Origin of the sequence: Polynucleobacter sp. JS-Polo-80-F4, from assembly GCF_018881965.1 — a bacterium.
Taxonomy (GTDB): domain Bacteria; phylum Pseudomonadota; class Gammaproteobacteria; order Burkholderiales; family Burkholderiaceae; genus Polynucleobacter.
The window spans coordinates 716583-735014 of the sequence record NZ_JACVPI010000001.1 but is presented as its reverse complement, the minus strand read 5'-3'; the positions used below and the strand labels follow the sequence as shown (position 1 = coordinate 735014).

The 18432-nt window shown below is 45.9% G+C and carries 20 protein-coding genes; 10 read left to right on the top strand and 10 right to left on the bottom strand.

Going from position 1 to position 18432, the window contains the following annotated elements:
- The first annotated feature begins 60 nt into the window (after positions 1-60).
- On the top strand, positions 61-1044 hold the full coding sequence (locus ICN20_RS03665) for an MDR family oxidoreductase (protein WP_216238150.1): 984 nt from the start codon (positions 61-63) through the stop codon (positions 1042-1044).
- A gap of 20 nt (positions 1045-1064) precedes the next feature.
- Here ICN20_RS03665 and ICN20_RS03660 read toward each other — a convergent pair whose 3' ends face one another.
- Complete coding sequence (locus ICN20_RS03660; RefSeq protein ID WP_216238149.1) at positions 1065-1241, bottom strand: DUF1289 domain-containing protein; 177 nt, start codon at positions 1239-1241, stop codon at positions 1065-1067.
- A 40-nt stretch (positions 1242-1281) separates the two neighbouring features.
- On the opposite strand from ICN20_RS03660, the gene ICN20_RS03655 reads away from it, so the two are divergent.
- Positions 1282-2367 (top strand): MBL fold metallo-hydrolase, encoded by a 1086-nt coding sequence (locus tag ICN20_RS03655; RefSeq protein WP_216238148.1) that lies wholly within the window; start codon positions 1282-1284, stop codon positions 2365-2367.
- Here the strand turns inward: ICN20_RS03655 and ICN20_RS03650 are convergent.
- Complete coding sequence (locus ICN20_RS03650; protein WP_216238147.1) at positions 2279-2737, bottom strand: PhaM family polyhydroxyalkanoate granule multifunctional regulatory protein; 459 nt, start codon at positions 2735-2737, stop codon at positions 2279-2281. The two genes, ICN20_RS03655 and ICN20_RS03650, sit on opposite strands and share 89 nt — an antisense overlap.
- Before the next feature lie 74 nt (positions 2738-2811).
- Between ICN20_RS03650 and ICN20_RS03645 the strand changes: the two genes are divergently transcribed.
- Positions 2812-3876, top strand: coding sequence for a homocysteine S-methyltransferase family protein (locus tag ICN20_RS03645; RefSeq protein WP_216238146.1), 1065 nt, complete (start codon positions 2812-2814; stop codon positions 3874-3876).
- Positions 3873-6623 (top strand): methionine synthase, encoded by a 2751-nt coding sequence (gene metH / locus ICN20_RS03640; RefSeq protein ID WP_216238145.1) that lies wholly within the window; start codon positions 3873-3875, stop codon positions 6621-6623. The genes ICN20_RS03645 and metH overlap by 4 nt, the downstream gene beginning before the upstream one ends.
- On the opposite strand, the gene ICN20_RS03635 is transcribed toward metH, so the two are convergent.
- On the bottom strand, positions 6620-6937 hold the full coding sequence (locus ICN20_RS03635) for a DUF1840 domain-containing protein (protein WP_216238144.1): 318 nt from the start codon (positions 6935-6937) through the stop codon (positions 6620-6622). The genes metH and ICN20_RS03635 overlap by 4 nt on opposite strands.
- Positions 6938-6972: 35 nt before the next feature.
- Here ICN20_RS03635 and argS point away from each other — a divergent pair, with 35 nt between their 5' ends.
- From argS to ICN20_RS03620, 3 genes are read left to right on the top strand one after another with little or no spacing between them, the layout of a single operon-like run.
- Positions 6973-8700: an arginine--tRNA ligase gene (gene argS, locus ICN20_RS03630; protein WP_216238143.1), complete on the top strand. Its 1728-nt coding sequence runs from the start codon at positions 6973-6975 to the stop codon at positions 8698-8700.
- Positions 8701-8735: 35 nt separating this feature from the next.
- Positions 8736-9323 (top strand): SPOR domain-containing protein, encoded by a 588-nt coding sequence (locus tag ICN20_RS03625; protein ID WP_216238142.1) that lies wholly within the window; start codon positions 8736-8738, stop codon positions 9321-9323.
- Positions 9320-9967, top strand: a complete 648-nt coding sequence (locus ICN20_RS03620) for a thiol:disulfide interchange protein DsbA/DsbL (protein WP_216238141.1) — start codon at positions 9320-9322, stop codon at positions 9965-9967. Before ICN20_RS03625 ends, ICN20_RS03620 begins: the two co-directional genes overlap by 4 nt.
- A gap of 29 nt (positions 9968-9996) precedes the next feature.
- On the opposite strand, the gene ICN20_RS03615 is transcribed toward ICN20_RS03620, so the two are convergent.
- Genes ICN20_RS03615 through ICN20_RS03595 form a run of 5 tightly spaced genes read right to left on the bottom strand, consistent with a single transcriptional unit; the run spans position 9997 to position 14778 of the window.
- Positions 9997-10773 carry an SDR family oxidoreductase gene (locus tag ICN20_RS03615; protein ID WP_216238140.1) on the bottom strand — a complete coding sequence of 259 codons (777 nt, stop codon included), beginning with the start codon at positions 10771-10773 and terminating at the stop codon, positions 9997-9999.
- On the bottom strand, positions 10770-12065 hold the full coding sequence (locus tag ICN20_RS03610; RefSeq protein ID WP_216238139.1) for a cyclopropane-fatty-acyl-phospholipid synthase family protein: 1296 nt from the start codon (positions 12063-12065) through the stop codon (positions 10770-10772). Before ICN20_RS03610 ends, ICN20_RS03615 begins: the two co-directional genes overlap by 4 nt.
- The gene (locus ICN20_RS03605; RefSeq protein ID WP_216238138.1) at positions 12062-12847 is read right to left on the bottom strand and encodes a DUF1365 domain-containing protein; all 786 of its coding nucleotides are present in this window, start codon (positions 12845-12847) and stop codon (positions 12062-12064) included. The genes ICN20_RS03610 and ICN20_RS03605 overlap by 4 nt, the downstream gene beginning before the upstream one ends.
- 3 nt (positions 12848-12850) lie before the next feature.
- Positions 12851-14227 (bottom strand): FAD-dependent oxidoreductase, encoded by a 1377-nt coding sequence (locus ICN20_RS03600; protein ID WP_216238137.1) that lies wholly within the window; start codon positions 14225-14227, stop codon positions 12851-12853.
- Positions 14224-14778, bottom strand: a complete 555-nt coding sequence (locus ICN20_RS03595; RefSeq protein ID WP_370624554.1) for a glutathione peroxidase — start codon at positions 14776-14778, stop codon at positions 14224-14226. Before ICN20_RS03595 ends, ICN20_RS03600 begins: the two co-directional genes overlap by 4 nt.
- A 107-nt stretch (positions 14779-14885) precedes the next feature.
- Between ICN20_RS03595 and rfaE2 the strand changes: the two genes are divergently transcribed.
- Positions 14886-15374: a D-glycero-beta-D-manno-heptose 1-phosphate adenylyltransferase gene (gene rfaE2 / locus ICN20_RS03590; protein ID WP_216238135.1), complete on the top strand. Its 489-nt coding sequence runs from the start codon at positions 14886-14888 to the stop codon at positions 15372-15374.
- Here rfaE2 and ICN20_RS03585 read toward each other — a convergent pair.
- On the bottom strand, positions 15371-16180 hold the full coding sequence (locus ICN20_RS03585; RefSeq protein ID WP_216238134.1) for a type III pantothenate kinase: 810 nt from the start codon (positions 16178-16180) through the stop codon (positions 15371-15373). The two genes, rfaE2 and ICN20_RS03585, sit on opposite strands and share 4 nt — an antisense overlap.
- Positions 16177-16962: a biotin--[acetyl-CoA-carboxylase] ligase gene (locus tag ICN20_RS03580; RefSeq protein ID WP_216238133.1), complete on the bottom strand. Its 786-nt coding sequence runs from the start codon at positions 16960-16962 to the stop codon at positions 16177-16179. Before ICN20_RS03580 ends, ICN20_RS03585 begins: the two co-directional genes overlap by 4 nt.
- A 37-nt stretch (positions 16963-16999) precedes the next feature.
- On the opposite strand from ICN20_RS03580, the gene ICN20_RS03575 reads away from it, so the two are divergent.
- Both ICN20_RS03575 and ICN20_RS03570 read left to right on the top strand, forming a co-directional pair.
- Entirely contained in the window at positions 17000-18094 is a 1095-nt protein-coding gene (locus tag ICN20_RS03575; protein WP_216238132.1) for a VanZ family protein, read from the top strand.
- Between the two features lie 16 nt (positions 18095-18110).
- Complete coding sequence (locus ICN20_RS03570) at positions 18111-18419, top strand: ferredoxin (RefSeq protein WP_216238131.1); 309 nt, start codon at positions 18111-18113, stop codon at positions 18417-18419.
- Positions 18420-18432 lie beyond the last annotated feature (13 nt).

The following is an 18432-nucleotide window of genomic DNA, read 5'->3' as shown; positions in this document are numbered from 1 at the left end:
TTAGGATAAACCTATTAAGCAATTGCTGCGGGGAAATACCTCGTTCTAAAAGGAAGAGACATGTTTAAAGCAATATTGGTAAATAAGGATGATCAAGGATATCGCGCAGAATTGGCCCAAGTGGATGAGGCTAGCCTCCCAGAAGGCGATGTTCGTGTAAAGGTCCTATATTCCACCCTCAATTACAAGGATGGCTTGGCAATTACTGGCAAAGGCCCAGTGGTTCGTAGCTTTCCGATGGTGCCAGGCATCGATTTTGCTGGCGAAGTAATGGAGAGCACCAGCCCTGACTTCAAAACTGGTGATATGGTGCTTCTCAATGGCTGGGGAGTTGGCGAGGGGCATTGGGGTGGCTTAGGTCAGCAGGCTCGTGTAAAGGCTGATTGGTTGATTCCTCTGCCAACGGGATTTACTGCTAAACAAGCATTGGCCATTGGTACGGCAGGCTATACCGCCATGCTCTGCGTCATGGCACTACAAAAGCATGGTCTCAAGCCAAGTGATGGTGAGGTTTTGGTGACTGGCGCAGCTGGCGGTGTTGGTAGCTTTGCAATTACGCTGCTTAGCAAATTGGGCTTCACTGTGGTTGCTAGTACAGGCCGTATAGCTGAGGCAGATTACCTAAAGAAATTGGGCGCGGCTGAAGTCATTGATCGCGCTACTTTATCTGCTCCTGGTAAGCCGTTAGCAAAAGAGCGATGGGCTGCTGTGGTTGATAGCGTAGGAAGTCATACATTAGCAAACGCTTGTGCACAGACGAAGAGCGATGGTGCTGTTGCTGCTTGTGGATTGGCTCAGGGTATGGATTTTCCATCAAGCGTTGCACCATTTATTTTGCGTGGCGTTACTTTGTATGGCATTAATAGCGTAACTGTTCCACGTGCAAAACGAATTGCTGCCTATGAGCAATTAAGCAAGCTTGTAGATCTAAAAACTTTAGATGAGATCTCTCATGAGATTACGCTTGAGGAATCGATCAAATACGCGCAAGAATTAATGGCAGGTAATGTTCGTGGACGTTTAATCGTAGACGTCAATAAATAAAAAAGAAATAAAGATCGGTTTTACTGTGATGCTTGGGGATTGCGGCTAGGTAGTTCGGCCAAAACCTCAAGCTTTTCAGAATTTGTCAGTTCTGACCAGTCAGCAATTTCATTCAAGGTACGATAGCAGCCACGACAGTAACCATTTTCAGGATCAATGTCACACCAATTAATGCAGGGCGATGGAGCTGTTGTCAAAGCCAACCTAGAAGTAAAAATAAATTAATAACACGAAGCCATGAACACTCAAAACCTAGCAAGTGCAGAAGCTACTGTCCATTATCCATTAGGAGATGCGCTTCCGGAAGTGGGTAGCAGTATTGAGGTTGCGCCAGGAGTTCGCTGGATCAGAATGCGCCTGCCCTTTGCTTTGGATCACATTAATCTTTGGCTATTGCGCGATCAAATTGGTGGTGTTACGGGCTGGACGATTGTGGATTGCGGTATTGCCAATGATGAGACAAGGGCTTCTTGGGAGCAGGTGTTTGCCACCCAGCTTGAAGGCATGCCAGTCTTGCGTGTCATCGTGACCCACATGCATCCTGACCATGTTGGTTTATCGCAATGGCTCTGTGAAAAATGGAATGTCCCGATGTGGATTTCCATGACAGATTACTTAACTGCCCAATGGCTAAGTTGCAAAGAGGGTGGTGCTGCAGTTGGTTCACGCGCTGGTAGTGGCGGATCTGCAGATCATTTTCAAAGACATGGTTTAACGACCACTGAAGATTTAGAAAAAATTCGGGGGCGTTCTAATTACTACAGCAATATGGTTCCCGGAGTGCCGCGTCAATACCGTCGCATCATTGATGGTGAATTGATTTTGATTGGTGGCCACTCTTGGCAAGTCATCATGGGTTATGGACATGCGCCAGAGCATGCTTCTCTGTTTTGTAAAGAGCTTGGAGTATTAATTTCTGGAGACATGTTATTGCCCCGCATCTCAACCAATGTGAGCGTCTACGATGCTGACCCAGATGCAGATCCTCTGGGGTTATATCTGGACTCGATTGAAAAATATTTAGCGTTACCTGAGGATGCATTGGTACTGCCTTCGCATGGCAAACCATTTACTGGAATCAGGCCGCGTGTTGCGCAACTTAAAGCCCATCATGATGATCGCTTGGCCGATACCTTGGGGGCATGTAAAAAACCAGCACATGCTAGAGAGATTGTGCCGGTCTTATTTAAACGTGAACTAGATATTCATCAACTCACGTTTGCGATGGGTGAGGCTATTGCTCATCTGAATTACCTACTTCGTCGAGGAAAGTTGCATCGCCAGCTTTGCGAGGACGGCGTGTTGCGGTTTTCCGTGGTTTAGCACTAGTCGTTTTAGTCTTAGATTCTTCTTTGGGGGCGCTTGGTGAGCTGGCTGCTGAGCTAGCTGCTGAGACAGCATCGCCAAAGGATTTGAGCGCCATCATGGTGGCATGCTGGACTTCAAGACCCTGAATAGTCGACTTGAGGATATTGAGGTTCAGATTGAGCCAGTTTTCAACGCTTTTAAGGTCTTTAATCCGCTTTTCAAGCTCATCTACATCTAGGCCGGGAAATGCCGAAGCAAAGCCGCCAGCAGCCTTAGAAGCGTCTGTCGTGAAGGGAAACTGTCCAGCTTGACCTGCGGCACCTTGTCCCCACATGGTTTTCAACATATCTAGGCTTTGATTGAATTCTGGAATGGTTCCAAACATAAGGGCTCCGGGGTAAATGAAAAGTAGCTTTTCCAATAGAATAAGGGATTCTAGAGATTATTCCCGGTTTAACAATGCAATCTAATGGTTTGTCCCAGCCCTATACCCGCGGTCAAAAGCTTCCCGAGCTATTAAAGCAGCGCATCCTGATTTTGGATGGCGCCATGGGCACCATGATTCAGCAATATAAGTTGACCGAAGCTGACTATCGCGGCTTACCAGGAAATACCCGATTTGCTGATCACCCTGGAGATATCAAAGGCAACAATGAGCTCTTGGTTTTGACCCAGCCACAAATTATTAGCAAGATTCATGAGCAGTATTTAGATGCTGGCGCAGACATTATTGAAACCAATACTTTTGGTGCAACTTCAGTAGCGCAAGAAGATTACAAAATGGCTGGCTTAGCCCGTGAGATGAATGAAGTCTCCGCAAAATTGGCGCGCGCAGCTTGTGAAAAATACAGTACCCCTGATAAGCCACGTTTTGCGGCTGGTGCGATTGGGCCTACGCCAAAGACTGCCAGCATTTCACCGGATGTGAATGATCCAGGCGCACGCAATGTCACCTTTGATGCCCTGCGTGCTTCGTATCGTGAGCAGATCGAAGGATTGTTTGCTGGTGGCGTAGATTTATTTTTGGTAGAAACCATTTTCGATACGCTCAATGCCAAAGCAGCATTGTTTGCTTTAGATGAATTCTTTGAAGAGACTGGCGAACGCTTGCCTGTCATGATTTCTGGAACAGTGACGGATGCATCTGGCCGTATTTTGTCTGGTCAAACTGTTGAAGCATTTTGGAATAGCTTGCGTCACATTAAGCCACTGACATTCGGTTTGAATTGTGCTTTAGGTGCCGCACTAATGCGACCTTATATTGCAGAGCTCGCACGCATCTGCGATGCCGCAGTGTCTTGCTATCCCAATGCTGGCTTGCCTAACCCCATGAGCGATACCGGGTTTGATGAAACCCCAGAAATTACTTCTAGCTTGGTCGATGGATTTGCTAAAGATGGTTTGGTCAATTTAGTTGGTGGTTGCTGTGGCACTACGCCTGACCACATTCGTGCAATTGCAAACGCAGTTGCCAAACGTAAGCCACGTGTTTTCTACCGTGAGAATGCAGAGGCTTTGTCATGAGCAAGATAGAGAAAAAAGTAATACCAGCAATGAAGCTTTCAGGGCTTGAGCCATTTAATGTGACTGCCAATGTTGGTTTTGTCAATATTGGCGAGCGTACGAATGTCACGGGCTCTAAAGCATTTTCGCGCATGATTTTGAATAATCAATTTGACGAAGCGCTCGTAGTGGCGCGTCAGCAGGTTGAGAATGGTGCACAAGTCATCGATATCAATATGGATGAGGCGATGCTAGATTCTGAGGCGGCAATGACGCGCTTCTTGAACTTGATTGCCTCTGAGCCTGATATTGCACGTGTTCCTATCATGATCGACTCCTCTAAGTGGAGTGTTATCGAGGCAGGTTTGAAGTGTATTCAAGGCAAGCCTATTGTTAACTCGATCTCCTTAAAAGAGGGTGAAGAGCCCTTTAGACATCAGGCGCGTTTAATTCGTCGTTATGGCGCTGCATCTGTAGTGATGGCATTTGATGAAGTAGGGCAAGCAGATACATTTAAGCGTAAGACAGAGATCTGTCAGCGTTGCTACGAGATCTTGGTAAATGAAATTGGCTTCCCAGCAGAAGACATTATTTTTGATCCGAATATTTTTGCAATCGCTACTGGCATTGAAGAGCACGACAACTATGCGGTGGACTTTATTAACGCCACGCGCTGGATTAAAGAAAATTTGCCTGGTGCCAAGGTAAGTGGCGGCGTTTCTAATGTGAGCTTCTCTTTCCGCGGCAATGATCGTGTCCGCGAAGCAATCCATACGGTGTTCTTGTATCACGCTATTCAAGCTGGTATGGATATGGGTATTGTGAATGCTGGTCAATTGGGCGTATATGCTGATTTAGATCCAGAGTTGCGTGAGCGTGTTGAAGATGTTGTTCTCAATCGCTTTAAAGAAAAAGATGGCAAAACGCCTACTGAGCGTTTGCTCGATATTGCTGATCAATTCAAGGGCGGCGGTGCTAAGCAGGTTGAGAACCTAGTATGGCGCGAAGCCCCAGTGCGAGAGCGTCTAACGCATGCCCTGGTGCATGGCATTACTACCTTTATTGAAGAAGATACTGAAGAGTTGCGCGCTGAAATCATGGGTGCGGGTGGCAGACCTATTGAGGTCATTGAAGGCCCTCTGATGGACGGTATGAACGTTGTTGGCGACTTGTTTGGTGCCGGCAAAATGTTCTTGCCTCAAGTAGTTAAGAGTGCGCGTGTAATGAAGCAAGCCGTTGCAATCTTGATTCCTTACATTGAGGAAGAGAAGCGTCAACATATTGCAGCAGGTGGCGAAGCAAAAGCCAAGGGCAAGATTGTCATGGCCACCGTTAAAGGCGATGTACACGATATTGGTAAAAATATTGTGACAGTAGTTCTGCAATGCAATAACTTTGAAGTAGCCAATATGGGTGTAATGGTTCCTTGCGCAGAGATTTTGAAGCGTGCCAAGGAAGAGAATGCCGACATTGTTGGTTTGTCTGGTCTGATTACGCCTTCATTGGAAGAGATGACTTATGTTGCGCAAGAGATGCAACGTGATGATTGGTTCCGTGAACGTCAAATTCCTTTGATGATTGGTGGTGCAACCACTTCGCGTGTACACACTGCCGTGAAGATTGCACCTCACTACGATGGTCCAGTGGTGTACGTTCCGGATGCATCCAGATCGGTGTCTGTTGCATCTAGCCTGCTTTCTGATGAAAGTTCCAAAAAATTTATTCAAGATATGCGTGATGACTATGTGCGCATCCGTGAACAGCATGCCAATAAGAAAGCTGCACCAACCATTTCTTTGGCGGCTGCTCGTAAGAATCGCGAGATGATTGATTGGTCTGCTTATGTTCCTGAGAAGCCGAAGTTTATTGGTCGTCGCGTATTTAAAAACTTTGCATTGAGTGATATTGCTAAATATATTGACTGGACACCATTCTTTCAGACTTGGGACTTAGCCGGTAAGTTCCCAGCAATTTTGGATGACGAAGTGGTTGGTATTGAGGCTCGCAAGGTGTTTGCCGACGCTCAAGCATTACTCGATAAGCTGATTAAGGGGCAATGGCTACAGGCTGATGCAGTGGTGGCTTTCTACCCGGCTAATACAGTGGGTGACGATATTGTTCTGTATAGCGATGAAGCACGCGAGCATCCTTTGTTTGTATGGCATAACTTGCGTCAACAATCCGAACGTCCTGTTGTAGATGGTGTGCGTAGACCTAACCGGTGTTTGGCTGATTATGTTGCGCCAAAAGATTCTGGTGTTTCTGATTACCTTGGTTGTTTTGCAGTTACCACTGGCCATGGCGTTGAAAAGAAAGTTGCTGAATTTCAGGCAAAGCATGATGACTACAGTGCCATTATGTTGAAGGCCTTGGCAGATCGTTTAGCAGAGGCCTTTGCTGAATTAATGCACCATCGTGTTCGTACCGATCTTTGGGGCTATGCAACTGACGAGATTTTGACTAATGATCAGATGATCAATGAAGAATATCGTGGCATTCGTCCAGCACCTGGTTACCCAGCTTGTCCGGCCCATGAGGTCAAAGAAGATTTATTGAGAGTGATTGGATCCGAAGATATTGGCATGACGCTGACAGAGTCGATGGCGATGAACCCAGCATCAAGCGTAAGCGGTTTCTATTTGGCCCATCCCGATGCGCGCTACTTCAATGTAGGCAAGTTATCGGATGATCAGGTTGAAGACTTGGCAAAGCGCCGTGGTCAGAGCGTTGAAGATACCCGTCGCCAGCTAGCGAGCTTGCTAGATTAAACGCCCCACATAACGGGTTCGTCTTTGGCTTTAGCCTGTTTCATGAGCTCTAGGAATGGGTAGGCTCGCTGCCCAAGGCGATCTGCTAGCTTGGGCTTCTCAGCGCCACTTTCGGTCTCGTCATTTGCTTTAGCCCGCTCTTCAAGATCTTTGAGAATGGCAGTTTCTAGTGCGGTAATGAGATTTGGGAGCTGTTCCACCGTCAGGATGCCCCGAGGTTCTAGGGGGCGCCCTAAGATGTCAAAAATTCGCTTAGTCAGATCTGCCAGCATGATGACATCTGGACCAGCCTTGGAGCGAAATTGATAGATCATTTCGATAGCTTACCACCTGATAAACTCACTTATCTATGTTGTCTACCAATAAAAATCGTTTAATTGAAATGCTGAGTGCTGCCCTTGCAGCCTTGGCCCAGGAGCGCGACCTAGGCGAAGCCCCTGCCCCCCGTCTAGAGCGTCCAAAAGCTGTTGATCATGGGGATGTCGCCTGTAATATCGCCCTCCAGCTTTCGAAAGCTTGGAAGTTAAATCCACGCGAGTTAGCGCAAGCTTTGGTAGAGCGCCTGCAGCAGCAAGCTGGCTTCAATGAACTCATTGCATCTTGTGAAATCGCCGGCCCTGGCTTTATTAATTTTCGCCTTAGTAATTTGGCTAAGACCGCTGTAGTAGAAGAGATACTTTCTACAGGCGCTCATTTTGGTGAGTCCGCAGTCAGCGATGGGTCAGCCACCAGTGCGATGATTGAGTTTGTTTCTGCCAATCCAACCGGCCCACTGCACGTTGGTCACGGAAGACAGGCTGCCCTTGGGGATGCCTTGGCAAATTTGTTGGCGACACAAGGCATTAAGGTTCATCGCGAGTTTTATTACAACGATGCTGGTGTGCAGATTGCGAATTTAGCCTTATCCGTTCAAGCCCGTTTGCAAGGCTTAAAACCTGGCGATGCCAAGTGGCCAGAGCAAGCTTATAACGGTGAATATATTGCGGAGATTGCTACAGCATTCAAAGCCTCTCCAGAATTTAAAGATGACATTGAAGCGATTCGTCAATTTGCTGTTGCGTATTTGCGTAATGAGCAAGATATTGATTTGAAAACTTTCGGTGTGAAATTCGATTGCTATTACTTAGAATCTTCTTTGTACACCGATGGCAGTGTTGCTCAAATCGTTGGCGACTTGCAAAATATTGGCAAGACCTATGAGTCTGAAGGCGCTCTCTGGTTGAAGAGCACGGATGATGGTGACGATAAAGATCGCGTAATGCGTAAGTCAGACGGTAGCTTTACCTACTTCGTGCCTGACGTTGCGTATCACACCAGTAAGTGGAATCGTGGCTTTCAGAAAGTTATTAACGTGCAAGGTAGCGATCACCATGGCACGATTGCCCGTGTTCGGTCAGGCTTACAGGGCGTGGCACAGAAGCGTGGTTGGGATATTCCTAAAACATATCCAGAATATGTTTTGCATAAGATGGTTACCGTGATGCGTCATGGTGAAGAAGTGAAAATTTCCAAGCGCGCGGGCTCATATGTGACTGTGCGTGATTTGGTTGAATGGTCTGGTGGCGTTACTCCAGAGATGACGCCTGAAGAGAGAGAATTTGCTTTGCAGCGCGGCCGTGATGCAGTGCGCTTTTTCTTGATCTCACGCAAAGCAGATACTGAGTTTGTTTTTGATATTGACTTAGCTTTGCAGCAAAATGATGAGAACCCAGTGTTCTATGTTCAATATGCGCATGCGCGTATTAGTTCAATCCTGCAGCAGTGGGGCGGACAAGCGTCGGAATTGGCTAAAGCAGATTTATCACTTCTACAAAGCAAGGCATCCGATCATTTACTGCGTCGCTTAGCAGAATATCCAGAGGTGCTTACTGCTGCTGCTGAAGAATTGGCGCCGCATGCTTTGGCTTTTTATCTGCGTGATTTAGCAGGTGATTTTCATACCTTCTATAACGCTGATCGTGTCTTAGTTGACGATCAACATTTAAAGCAAGCACGTCTTGCACTGTTGTTGGCAACACGCCAGGTTCTACAAAATGGCTTAAAAGTACTCGGGGTATCAGCACCTTTTAAGATGTAATAGCGAGGCATGAAGTGAAGATGTAAGATGAGGAAATGATGAAAACACCGAATCAGCAAAATTCCCAGTACGGCGGCACTATTCTCGGCTTCATCTTGGGTTTAGGTGCTGGCCTCGGCGTTGCCTTTGTGATTGCCTTTTATCTGTCTAAAAATACCCCCCAAGAAAGACCCGGGGTGCGTGCACCTAATCTACCTTTAATTATTAAGCCTTCAGCTGCACCGGCAGAAGGTGAGACAGCCGCTCCTGCTGAGCCGGTGGATTTAAATAAGCCACTTCAGGGTAAAACGCTTCCTCCAGCTTCAGCAGATCCGATTGGTGATTTGGTAAATGGCAAGAAAGCTGCTGATAAGCCAGCAGATGTACCCCCTGCAGTTAAATCAGACTCTATCTATTTCTTGCAGGTGGGTGCATTTACAAAGCGTGCTGATGCAGATGCACAAAAAGCCAATTTGGCTATTCAGGGAATACAGGCTCAGTTGAGTGAAGTTACCAGTGATGGCAATACCCTCTGGCGCGTTCGTGTAGGCCCATATAACAGTGTTGATGAGAGCAACTCAGTGCGAGACAAATTGAGCGGCATAGGAATTAAACCAACTTTGATTAAATCCAGTAAATCATGATTTCATTAAGCAAAAGATTCATTACTTTATTTGCACTTCTTTCATTAAGTGGCTTTGCTAGTGCACAGGGTCAAAAAATTGAAGAGGGCTTTGATTACCGCATTTTGCCTATTGCGCAACCGGTAGAAACCAAAGGAAAAGTTGAGGTTATTGAGTTCTTTTGGTACGGCTGTCCGCATTGCTACGACTTCGAGCCTGAGCTCAGCGCCTGGGTAAAGCGTCAACCGAAAGATGTAGTCTTTCGCAGAGTCCCGGTTGCTTTCCGTGATGACTTCATGCCGCACAGCCAATTGTTCTATGCCTTAGAGGCCATGGGTAAAGGTGATGCTCTGAATGAAAAAGTGATGTACGCAATGCATAAAGAAAATAAGCGTCTTCTAACAGAGCCGGAAATTGCCGATTGGGTTGCATCGCAAGGGGTTGATCGCAATACCTTCTTAGCAACCTATCGCTCTTTTGCAGTAGTTTCTAAAGCACGTGCCGCCAAGCAATTGACTGAAGCCTATCGTATAGATGGAGTGCCGACGGTTGTGATGCAAGGCAAATATGTAACTTCACCATCGATTGCTGGATCTAAAGCTAAAGCTATCGCTGTAATGGATTATTTGGAAGAGAAAATCCGTAAAGACAAGTACAAGCAGTAACCTCAGCAGAGGTTGTGCTTTGGCGCTGCTTAAATTTTGACGAAGCGGCGCACAATCCAAAAGTAAATTGGGTAAGGCAAGATTCTGAGAAATTTTAAGAATCTTGAGAAGCGTTTAGGGAAGTGAATATCAAATTCCCCCTTCTGAATACCCATCAATATCTCATCTGCCGCTTGTTTTGCGCTAATGAGGGCTGGCATTTCAAAATCATTTTGAGCGGTAGCTTCAGTCGCCACAAATCCCGGCGAGATCATATGCACACTGACTCCAGTGGGCAGTAAGTCGTAATACAAATTCTCGCAAAAATTGATGATGGCAGCCTTGCTTGGGCCATATGCCAAAGCTTTGGGAAGACCGCTATAGCCTGCAACACTACCAACAATAGCAATGTGTCCTGATTGAGCATTCAACATTTCTGGCACTACCAAAGCAACTGCTCTCATTGGCCCCAAAAGGTTTGCATCAATCGTTTTTTCTGCAACTTTGATATCGAAATTATCTGCGCGCAGAGGCACGTACATTCCGGATACAAAAAGAAGGAGATCTATGCCGCCCCAGGCGCTCAAAATGGTGTTGTAGCCCTCTTGCAGTTGTGCGTAATCAGTAACGTCTAGTGGAATAACTAAAGTCTGCCCATCTTTTGCATTCAGGGCAATTTGATTTAATCGTTCTGCTCTGCGGCTAGAAAGTGCTACCTTGGCACCTTTGCTTAGGAGGGTCTGTGCACAGGCCTCGCCAATTCCGCTTGAGGCGCCTATAACCCAGACTCTTTTTCCGGAGAAGCGATCAATACCCTGTTGTTTCATGCGCTGAGCGCATCAGAAGATGCTTGTGGGGGTTGATGGCTGAGAGTGAATTGCACCACATCAATATTGCGCTCGGTAAAACCGGCAGCGCAATACATAAGATAGAAGTTCCAAAGGCGAATAAAGGCTTCATCAAATCCTAGTTGACGTACCTCTTGGAGTTTTTGATTAAAACTATCTCTCCAGAGGCAAAGCGTTTTTGCGTAGTCAGCTCCAAAAGCAAATTCTTGTTCAATTTGCAAGCCAGCCTTGGCTGCGCTCTCTTTAAAGCTTGCCTTTGATGGCAGCATGCCCCCAGGAAAGACGTACTGTTGAATAAAGTCCGTATTGCGACGATAGCGATCAAAAAGATCTTCTGCAATCACAATCGTTTGGATGCATGCTTTGCCTCCAGCTTTTAAACAATGAGCAATAGTTTCAAAATATTCTGGCCAATGTTTCTCGCCAACTGCTTCAAACATTTCTACTGAAGCAATGCCATCAAATTTTTCCTGACAATCACGGTAATCTTGTAATCGCACTTCAAAGGACGATGAATTTTTGGTCATTGCTTGAACTTCTTGCAAGCGTTTTTCTGCAAAAGCTTTTTGTTCTGTGGAGAGTGTTAAACCAGTAATCGACCTATTGCTTCGTAGGGACTCTTCCATCACGCCGCCCCAGCCGCAGCCGATTTCTAAAACATGATCTCCCGGCTTTGTATTTAGGGAGTCAAGAATTCGTCCAATCTTTGCACGCTGACCATCTACTAGGGCTTGCTTATCGCCTTCTGAAAACCAGGCGCTAGAGTAGCTCATAGTGGGGTCAAGCCAGAGTGTATAAAAGGCATTTCCTAGGTCGTAATGTGCATGAATGTTCTTGCGACTTCCTGCTTTACTGTTATCACGCAGCCAGTGCTTCAGGCGATAAAAGATGGACCCGTACCAATTGCCATAAATGGCTTTTTCTAAGATAGTTCGATTGCGTATCGCCAGCTCAAGCAATGCTTTAAGGTTGGGAGTATTCCACTTTCCTTGGATGTAGCTTTCAGCAAAACCAATATCGCCATGCGACATGATCTCTTTGAATACCGACCATTCCAGGACATGAATTTCTGCATGTAAGGAATCACTCAGGTCACCAAATTCTCGCTTTTCACCGTTCGGCATGGTTAGCGTCAAGTGACCGCTACCTAGCTGGGTCAGTAGCGTTAGAAGCGTCTTAGTGCTGATCTGATATTGCGGTGAGGCGCCAACTTGCTTATGTGGGCGAGAAAAGTTGAGTCTAGAGAGTAGTGATTGTCCGGGGCGATTCATCTGCTAACTTCAAGTTCAGGTGGTTTAGGCTTTGAGTGAAAGGGTACACCTTTTACCCATAATTTCAATGCTTGCCAATGTATCCGGAAAATCACTCCTAAACTCATTAGAGGGTAGCGAATGAGCGCCAGCATGACATTGGCTTGGCTTAGTGGGCGGCTAGTGCCGCTAATACTGGTGTTAATGAGGGGTAAACCATCTTCGTGCAGCTCGATGCGGCAGACGTTGTTATTGCCGCTATTACTATCTTGCGAAAATAGGAAGCGGAAATGATAGTCACCACGCACATCACAGAATGGTGAAACGTGAAACACCTTTTTGCTGGTGAGTGTTTCGCCAGAACGAAGCGCCTCGCCAGAATCTTTGTACAGCAAATAACAGTGACGTTCACCAAAGGTATTGTTGACCTCAGCTAACACGGCCTGTACTTTGCCATCAGCCCGTGTGCAGAGCCAAAAGCTTACAGGATTAAAAACATAGCCTAGCACTCTCGGAAAGGTCTGAAGCCAGATTTCGCCATCGACATGCTGCACATGATTTTCTGCCAGAATCTTTTCAATCCAAGCAAGGCTATTGGGTTCACCCAGGCCGTGATCTTTATCAAAAAATGCACAAAGACCCCAACGGTTATCGCTTAAGCCCAGATGCGTAAGTAGTGTTGGATTAGCACCTCGAGCACGCATAGGTATGGAGACGGTAAATACTCCATAACCAAAAGCATTCTTAGCCGGCCGCAAGCGCTGGTGCTTTACAACTCCAAAGTTAATCTTTGCTTGCGCCATTAACTAGACATCTTGTTTAGATTTAATAGGCTGACGAATGCTTTCAATTAAAGCTTCTGCAACTAATTCTCCAGAACGCAAGCCATCTTCATGAAATCCAAATCCAGTCCAGGCGCCGCAATACCAAATTGACCCTGAGCCCTGAATTAAGGGCAGCTCTTTTTGTGCCTGTATCGCGCTCATATCAAAAACGGGATGGGAATAATGAATTTCCTGGTGAACTAGTTTTGGATCTGGTTCTTCTGAGGGATTTAAGCTAACAATGATTTGTGTATCTTGTAGCTGGCTTGGCAGGGGCTGCAAGCGGTTAATTAAATAATTTACACTGACATGTTGTTTTACATTGGGCTTGTCACCGGATTTAGCGGTGTAGTTCCATGCAGCCCAGCAGCGCTTTGCCTCAGGTAAGAAACGGATATCAGTGTGCAAAATTGCCCGATTCTTTTGATATGGAATGGCTGCCAAAATATTTCTAGCCTGTTGATCAATACCGTGCACTAAATCCAGTGTTTGATCGCTGTGACAAGCCATGATGACTTCGTCAAAGTGGTTCGATCCAGACTGACTAACAACCTCAACTTGTTCGCCACTGTGACTTGTATTTACGCGCAGGGCAGACTCACGTTTAATCACTATCCGATGTTTTTCTAGGGCCGCAACAATCCGTTTGACGTACTCTCGTGATCCACCTTTGATAGTTAACCATTGCGGGCGATTTTGGATTTGTAAAAGACCATGGTTATGGCAAAAGCGCACCATTGTTTGAATAGGGAACTCTAGCATCTGCTCTACCGAGCAAGACCAGATTGCACCAATCATTGGTAAAAAATAATTCTCTTTAAAGCTTTGGCTAAAGCGATGGCGCTTTAAAAAATCCGCAATTTTTTCATCAGGCTCTTTGTATTGATGACCGGCTTCAATTTGCTCATGCGCTAACTGAGTAGCAAGGCGATTAAAGCGCAAGATGTCATAGGCCATTCTCCAGAAGGATGGAGATAAGAGATTAGACCTTTGTCCAAAAAAAGAATTAATGTCATTGCCAGCCCATTCAATTTTTTGGTTGAATCCAGATTTTCCAGAGGCATCAATGGATACAGAAAAAGACATTTCTGATGGGGCTATTGGCGCTTGAATTTCTTCGAATAGTCGAACGAGACGTGGATAAGTCTTACGGTTAAATACCAGGAAGCCAGTATCTACACCATGGGCAAGCTCTTTGCCGTCGACGATGTAATTGAAATCCACTGTATTGCTGTGGCCACCAATATGGTCGCCTGCTTCATATAAGGTAATTTCAAATTCAGGATGTTGTCTTAAGGCATATGCGCAGCCTAATCCAGATATGCCTGCGCCAATAATGGCAATTCTTTTTTTACTCACTGCGCTTTTTCTCCTAAAAGCTTTTCAATTGGACCAGTAATGCTGCTGCTGCTCGGTTTAGTCATGCTTCCAAATGAATCAATCACATTGCCATTGCGATCTATTAAATATTTATAAAAATTCCATTTAGGGGTTGTGCCCGTTTTGGCAATCAACATCTTAAATAAGGGGTTTGGGTTGTTGCCCGAAACCACACTTTTAGCAAACATCGGAAATTTCACGTCGTAAGTGTTTTTGCAGAAATCGGCAATTTCTTTGTTGCTACCAGGCTCCTGTTGTCCAAAGTCATTGGAAGGAAAACCTAAAACTACAAACCCCTGATCCTTGTATTTGGCATAGAGCTTCTCAAGACCTTCATATTGACTCGTAAAGCCACAGAAACTTGCTGTATTGACAACTAGAATGACCTTGCCTTGATATTGGCAAAGATTTTGTGGGGCTTCATCCTGTAAGCGTGGAAAAGTATGGGATAGCAGAGGGCTGCAAGTGGTCGCAGCATGAGCAAGCTGAAGTCCCGATAAAAGGGTAAATAAGCCAAAGAGGAAGTTCATCAAATAGCGGTGCATATTGCGCCTTTTAATTTCGCTGGATAGAGGCCAAGTCTAAGACATTCTGGGTAATATCGCTGGCATTACAAAATTGCCATTAATATTGAGTTATGAGTCAGTTGCCACCACCCTCTTTCGAAGCCAAAGTCTGTTCGCCCGAGCAGCTTGCAGATCGTTTAGCAGGCCTTCCAAGGCCCCTGGTATTTACCAATGGGGTCTTTGATATCTTGCACCGTGGCCATGCCAGTTATTTAGCTCAGGCACGTGCTTTGGGCGCTAGTTTGGTAGTGGGTGTGAATTCGGATGCGTCAGTCAAGATGTTGGGTAAAGGTGATGACAGGCCAATCAATTCTGAGGCTGATCGCCAGGCTTTATTGGCTGCGCTGGAAAGTGTAGACATGGCAGTGTTGTTTACCGAACAAACGCCAGTGAGCTTAATTGAAAAAATTCGGCCTGATATTTACGTCAAAGGCGGAGATTACGAAATCGACACCTTAGCCGAAACCCATCTGGTAAAAAGTTGGGGTGGCAAGGCAGTTGCAATACCTTTCCTGTATGAGCGTTCAACTACAAGCCTATTAGGCAAGATTCGCTCTTAAAGATTTTGTAGTAACCACGCCCAAATACCACGTAGTACCAATCCTTCAGTTGTCTCCAAAAGCTGCTTGGCAGGTAAATTCGTTTGCGCAATTTCTTTTGCTAGGATTTTGGCATTACCGCCGTCGATCCAAATCTTTTCAACTGGAATATTGATTTCTTTCGCGTGCTGCATGCCATAAAGAATTGCTCCAATTTGTGCTGCGTCACAGCCTCCAATCATTGCATCATTAGTGCAGGTGCCAAAACCATGTTGCTCTAAACGTGTAGCTAAATCAAGTTGTGCAGTATTGTTCGCTAAGCTAGTTTGCATTAATTCAAGACCAGGCAAAATCCAGCCGCCGTAATGTATGCCATTAGAGCCAAGTAAATCGATCGTTGTAGCAGTGCCAGCGTTCACAATTAAAGTGTTTTTATTTGATAGTGCACGTGCGCCTATCATCGCGGCCCATCGATCGGCACCGAGCTTGCTGGGCTCTTGATACAAGCTGCGCATCCCCGCAAAAGTGCTATTACCTTGTAATTGCTTCCATTGAACATCGCTCCACTGAGGGAATAATGATTGGAGATTGGTAATTGCCTCTGGGCCAGCCACACAGCAAAAGCCAATAGCTGTAGGCTTTGGTAGTGTTTTAGCAATATAGTCTGCTAGCTCGGCTCGATGTTCTGCGGACTGCAAAGACCTGCTGCTAATAGATCCAGAGTAAGCCCATAATTTTTTTTGTTGAGCACTTGGATTCTGAGTGGACTCCACCGCAGCCCATTTGAGACGTGTATTACCAACATCAAAAAATAAATAAAGGCTCATGATTGAATCCGTAGTGAAACATCGCCTGCATGAATGGCAATGGTTTTGTTATCTTCTTGCAATAGTAATGCTCCAGTTTCATCCACGCCATTTGCAATGCCGTAAATGGAATCTTTACCAGCACCAGAAATACAAACAGCTTGGTTGCGATAGGCATCCCATTTCATCCAACGTTCTTTGCACGGTTTAAATCCATGGAGATCAAATTCGACGAGCTCGTCTTCAAGTGAAGCCAGCAATTTGAGCCAGAGATATTCGGAATCAGGAGGTGATTTGATAAGCTGAGAAAGTGAACCTACTTTGAGTCCAGTTTCCAGGTTTGCTTCGATCATTTCTGTATTGCGCAAGTTAATCCCAACCCCAATAATCATCCAAGTGGGCTCACCTACTTTTGTTTGACCGCCCTCAATGAGGATGCCGCCAAGTTTGTTTTGATTTAGTAATAAATCGTTAGGCCACTTCAACTGAAGGCCTGCTGCTTGAAGCTCTGCTTCGCTCAGAGCGCAAGCCTGCGCAATACCATTAATAACTGCTAAGCCAACTAATAGACTAAGTCCAGTAAGTTCAGAGACAGTTCTCTTGAATGGAAATGCCAAAGAAAAGCAGAGGGAGTCTTCTGGGTTGGCAAGCCATGATCGGCCTGCCCGGCCTTTGCCTGCAGTTTGCTTATGGGCGATGCGGGCGACTGGGTCAATAAGCTCTCCTGCACGCCAGCGTGCCAAAAGATCATCATTGGTTGATTTGGTCTCGGTAACGCGCTCAAGGATGCAATTTGCAGTCATTCCGCCATTGTAGAAAGGTCTGACCTAGAATTGTGGGATGGATCAAAAAGATCAAAGACCTCGAAAGTTGGCATGGCCCCTGCAGGCGATGCCATTGGCTAGAGCTATGAGCTTAAGTTACGCGCTTTTGATCCTCTATGTGAGCCTAAACCCCTTCGACTTTGATTTCCAGAATGGAATAGCCGCATGGGCATGGTTGGATGCTCCCTTGCCGCGTTTTATTACCCTATTTGATGTATCGGTCAATATCTTGGCCTATATTCCTTTTGGATTTTTGGTGATGTTTGCTGCCTACCCAAGATGGCGTAACTATGTAGCGCTTGGAATGGCTCTGGGTTTGAGTGCTGTCCTGGCGCTGGGGGTTGAAACATTGCAATCTTGGCTGCCTACCCGCATACCAAGTCAGATGGATTGGTGGGCCAATATCTTGGGAGGGTTATTGGGAGGCTTATTGGCCATTCCTCTTGGACCGCAATGGCTGTCTGGAAGCGCCATTCGTCGGCGTTTTGATCAATGGTTTGGCCTTAATTGGGCAGCATGTGCATTGTTCCTCTTATTTCCCTGGTCGCAAATTTATCCTCAGAGCTCTTGGCTTGGCACAGGTGTCTGGGGGCATGCCATATTTGGTTCAGTAGATTGGGGTACCTTAGTTATTAATCATGTTATTCAAGAGACGGCCATTACCTCCCTATGTTGGCTTGGTATTGCCTTACTGCTGTCCTTGGGTTTGCGCACCAAGGCTCCTCAGTGGCGGATTCTCAATGGGCTTCTTGGTTTGACAGTCTTGATCAAGATTTTGTTTACCGCTCTGCAATTTGGTGCTGAGTTTAGTTTGATTTGGCTTACTGCAGGCGCTCTATGGGGAATGGTGTTGGGCAGTATCTTGTTGAGGTGGGCCTTAGAGTTGGGTCCAAGAGCTAGGTTTTGGCTGGCTTTGATTTGCTTGCTTGGCACCACAATTGCCGTCAATGTTTTACCTGATAACCCTTATTTCATTTTGACGCTACGACACTGGTACCAAGGTCGTTTATTGCACTTTAATGAGCTGATGCAGTGGGTTTCAGTAGTATGGTTACCTCTGGCTCTTATTTGGATGATTCGCAGTGCCATTGACCCTAAACCAAAACATTGATGAATATAATTTTTCTATGAGTTTTTCACACCACTTATTTTTTTGTTTAAACCAACGCAGTAATGGTGAGGAGTGTTGCGATCAGCACAATGCTTTTGCTTTGTTTGACTATGCCAAAAAAAGAGTGAAAGAGCTTGGTCTTGCAGGCCCCGGCAAGATTCGCGTAAACAAGGCTGGATGCTTGGATCGATGCTCTGATGGGCCGGTGATGGTTATTTATCCTGAGGGTATTTGGTATACCTTTGTCGATACAGATGATGTTGAAGAAATTATCCAATCCCATTTAATCGAAGGGCGCCCAGTAGAGCGCTTGCAGTTGACATAGTCATCTAAAGAAT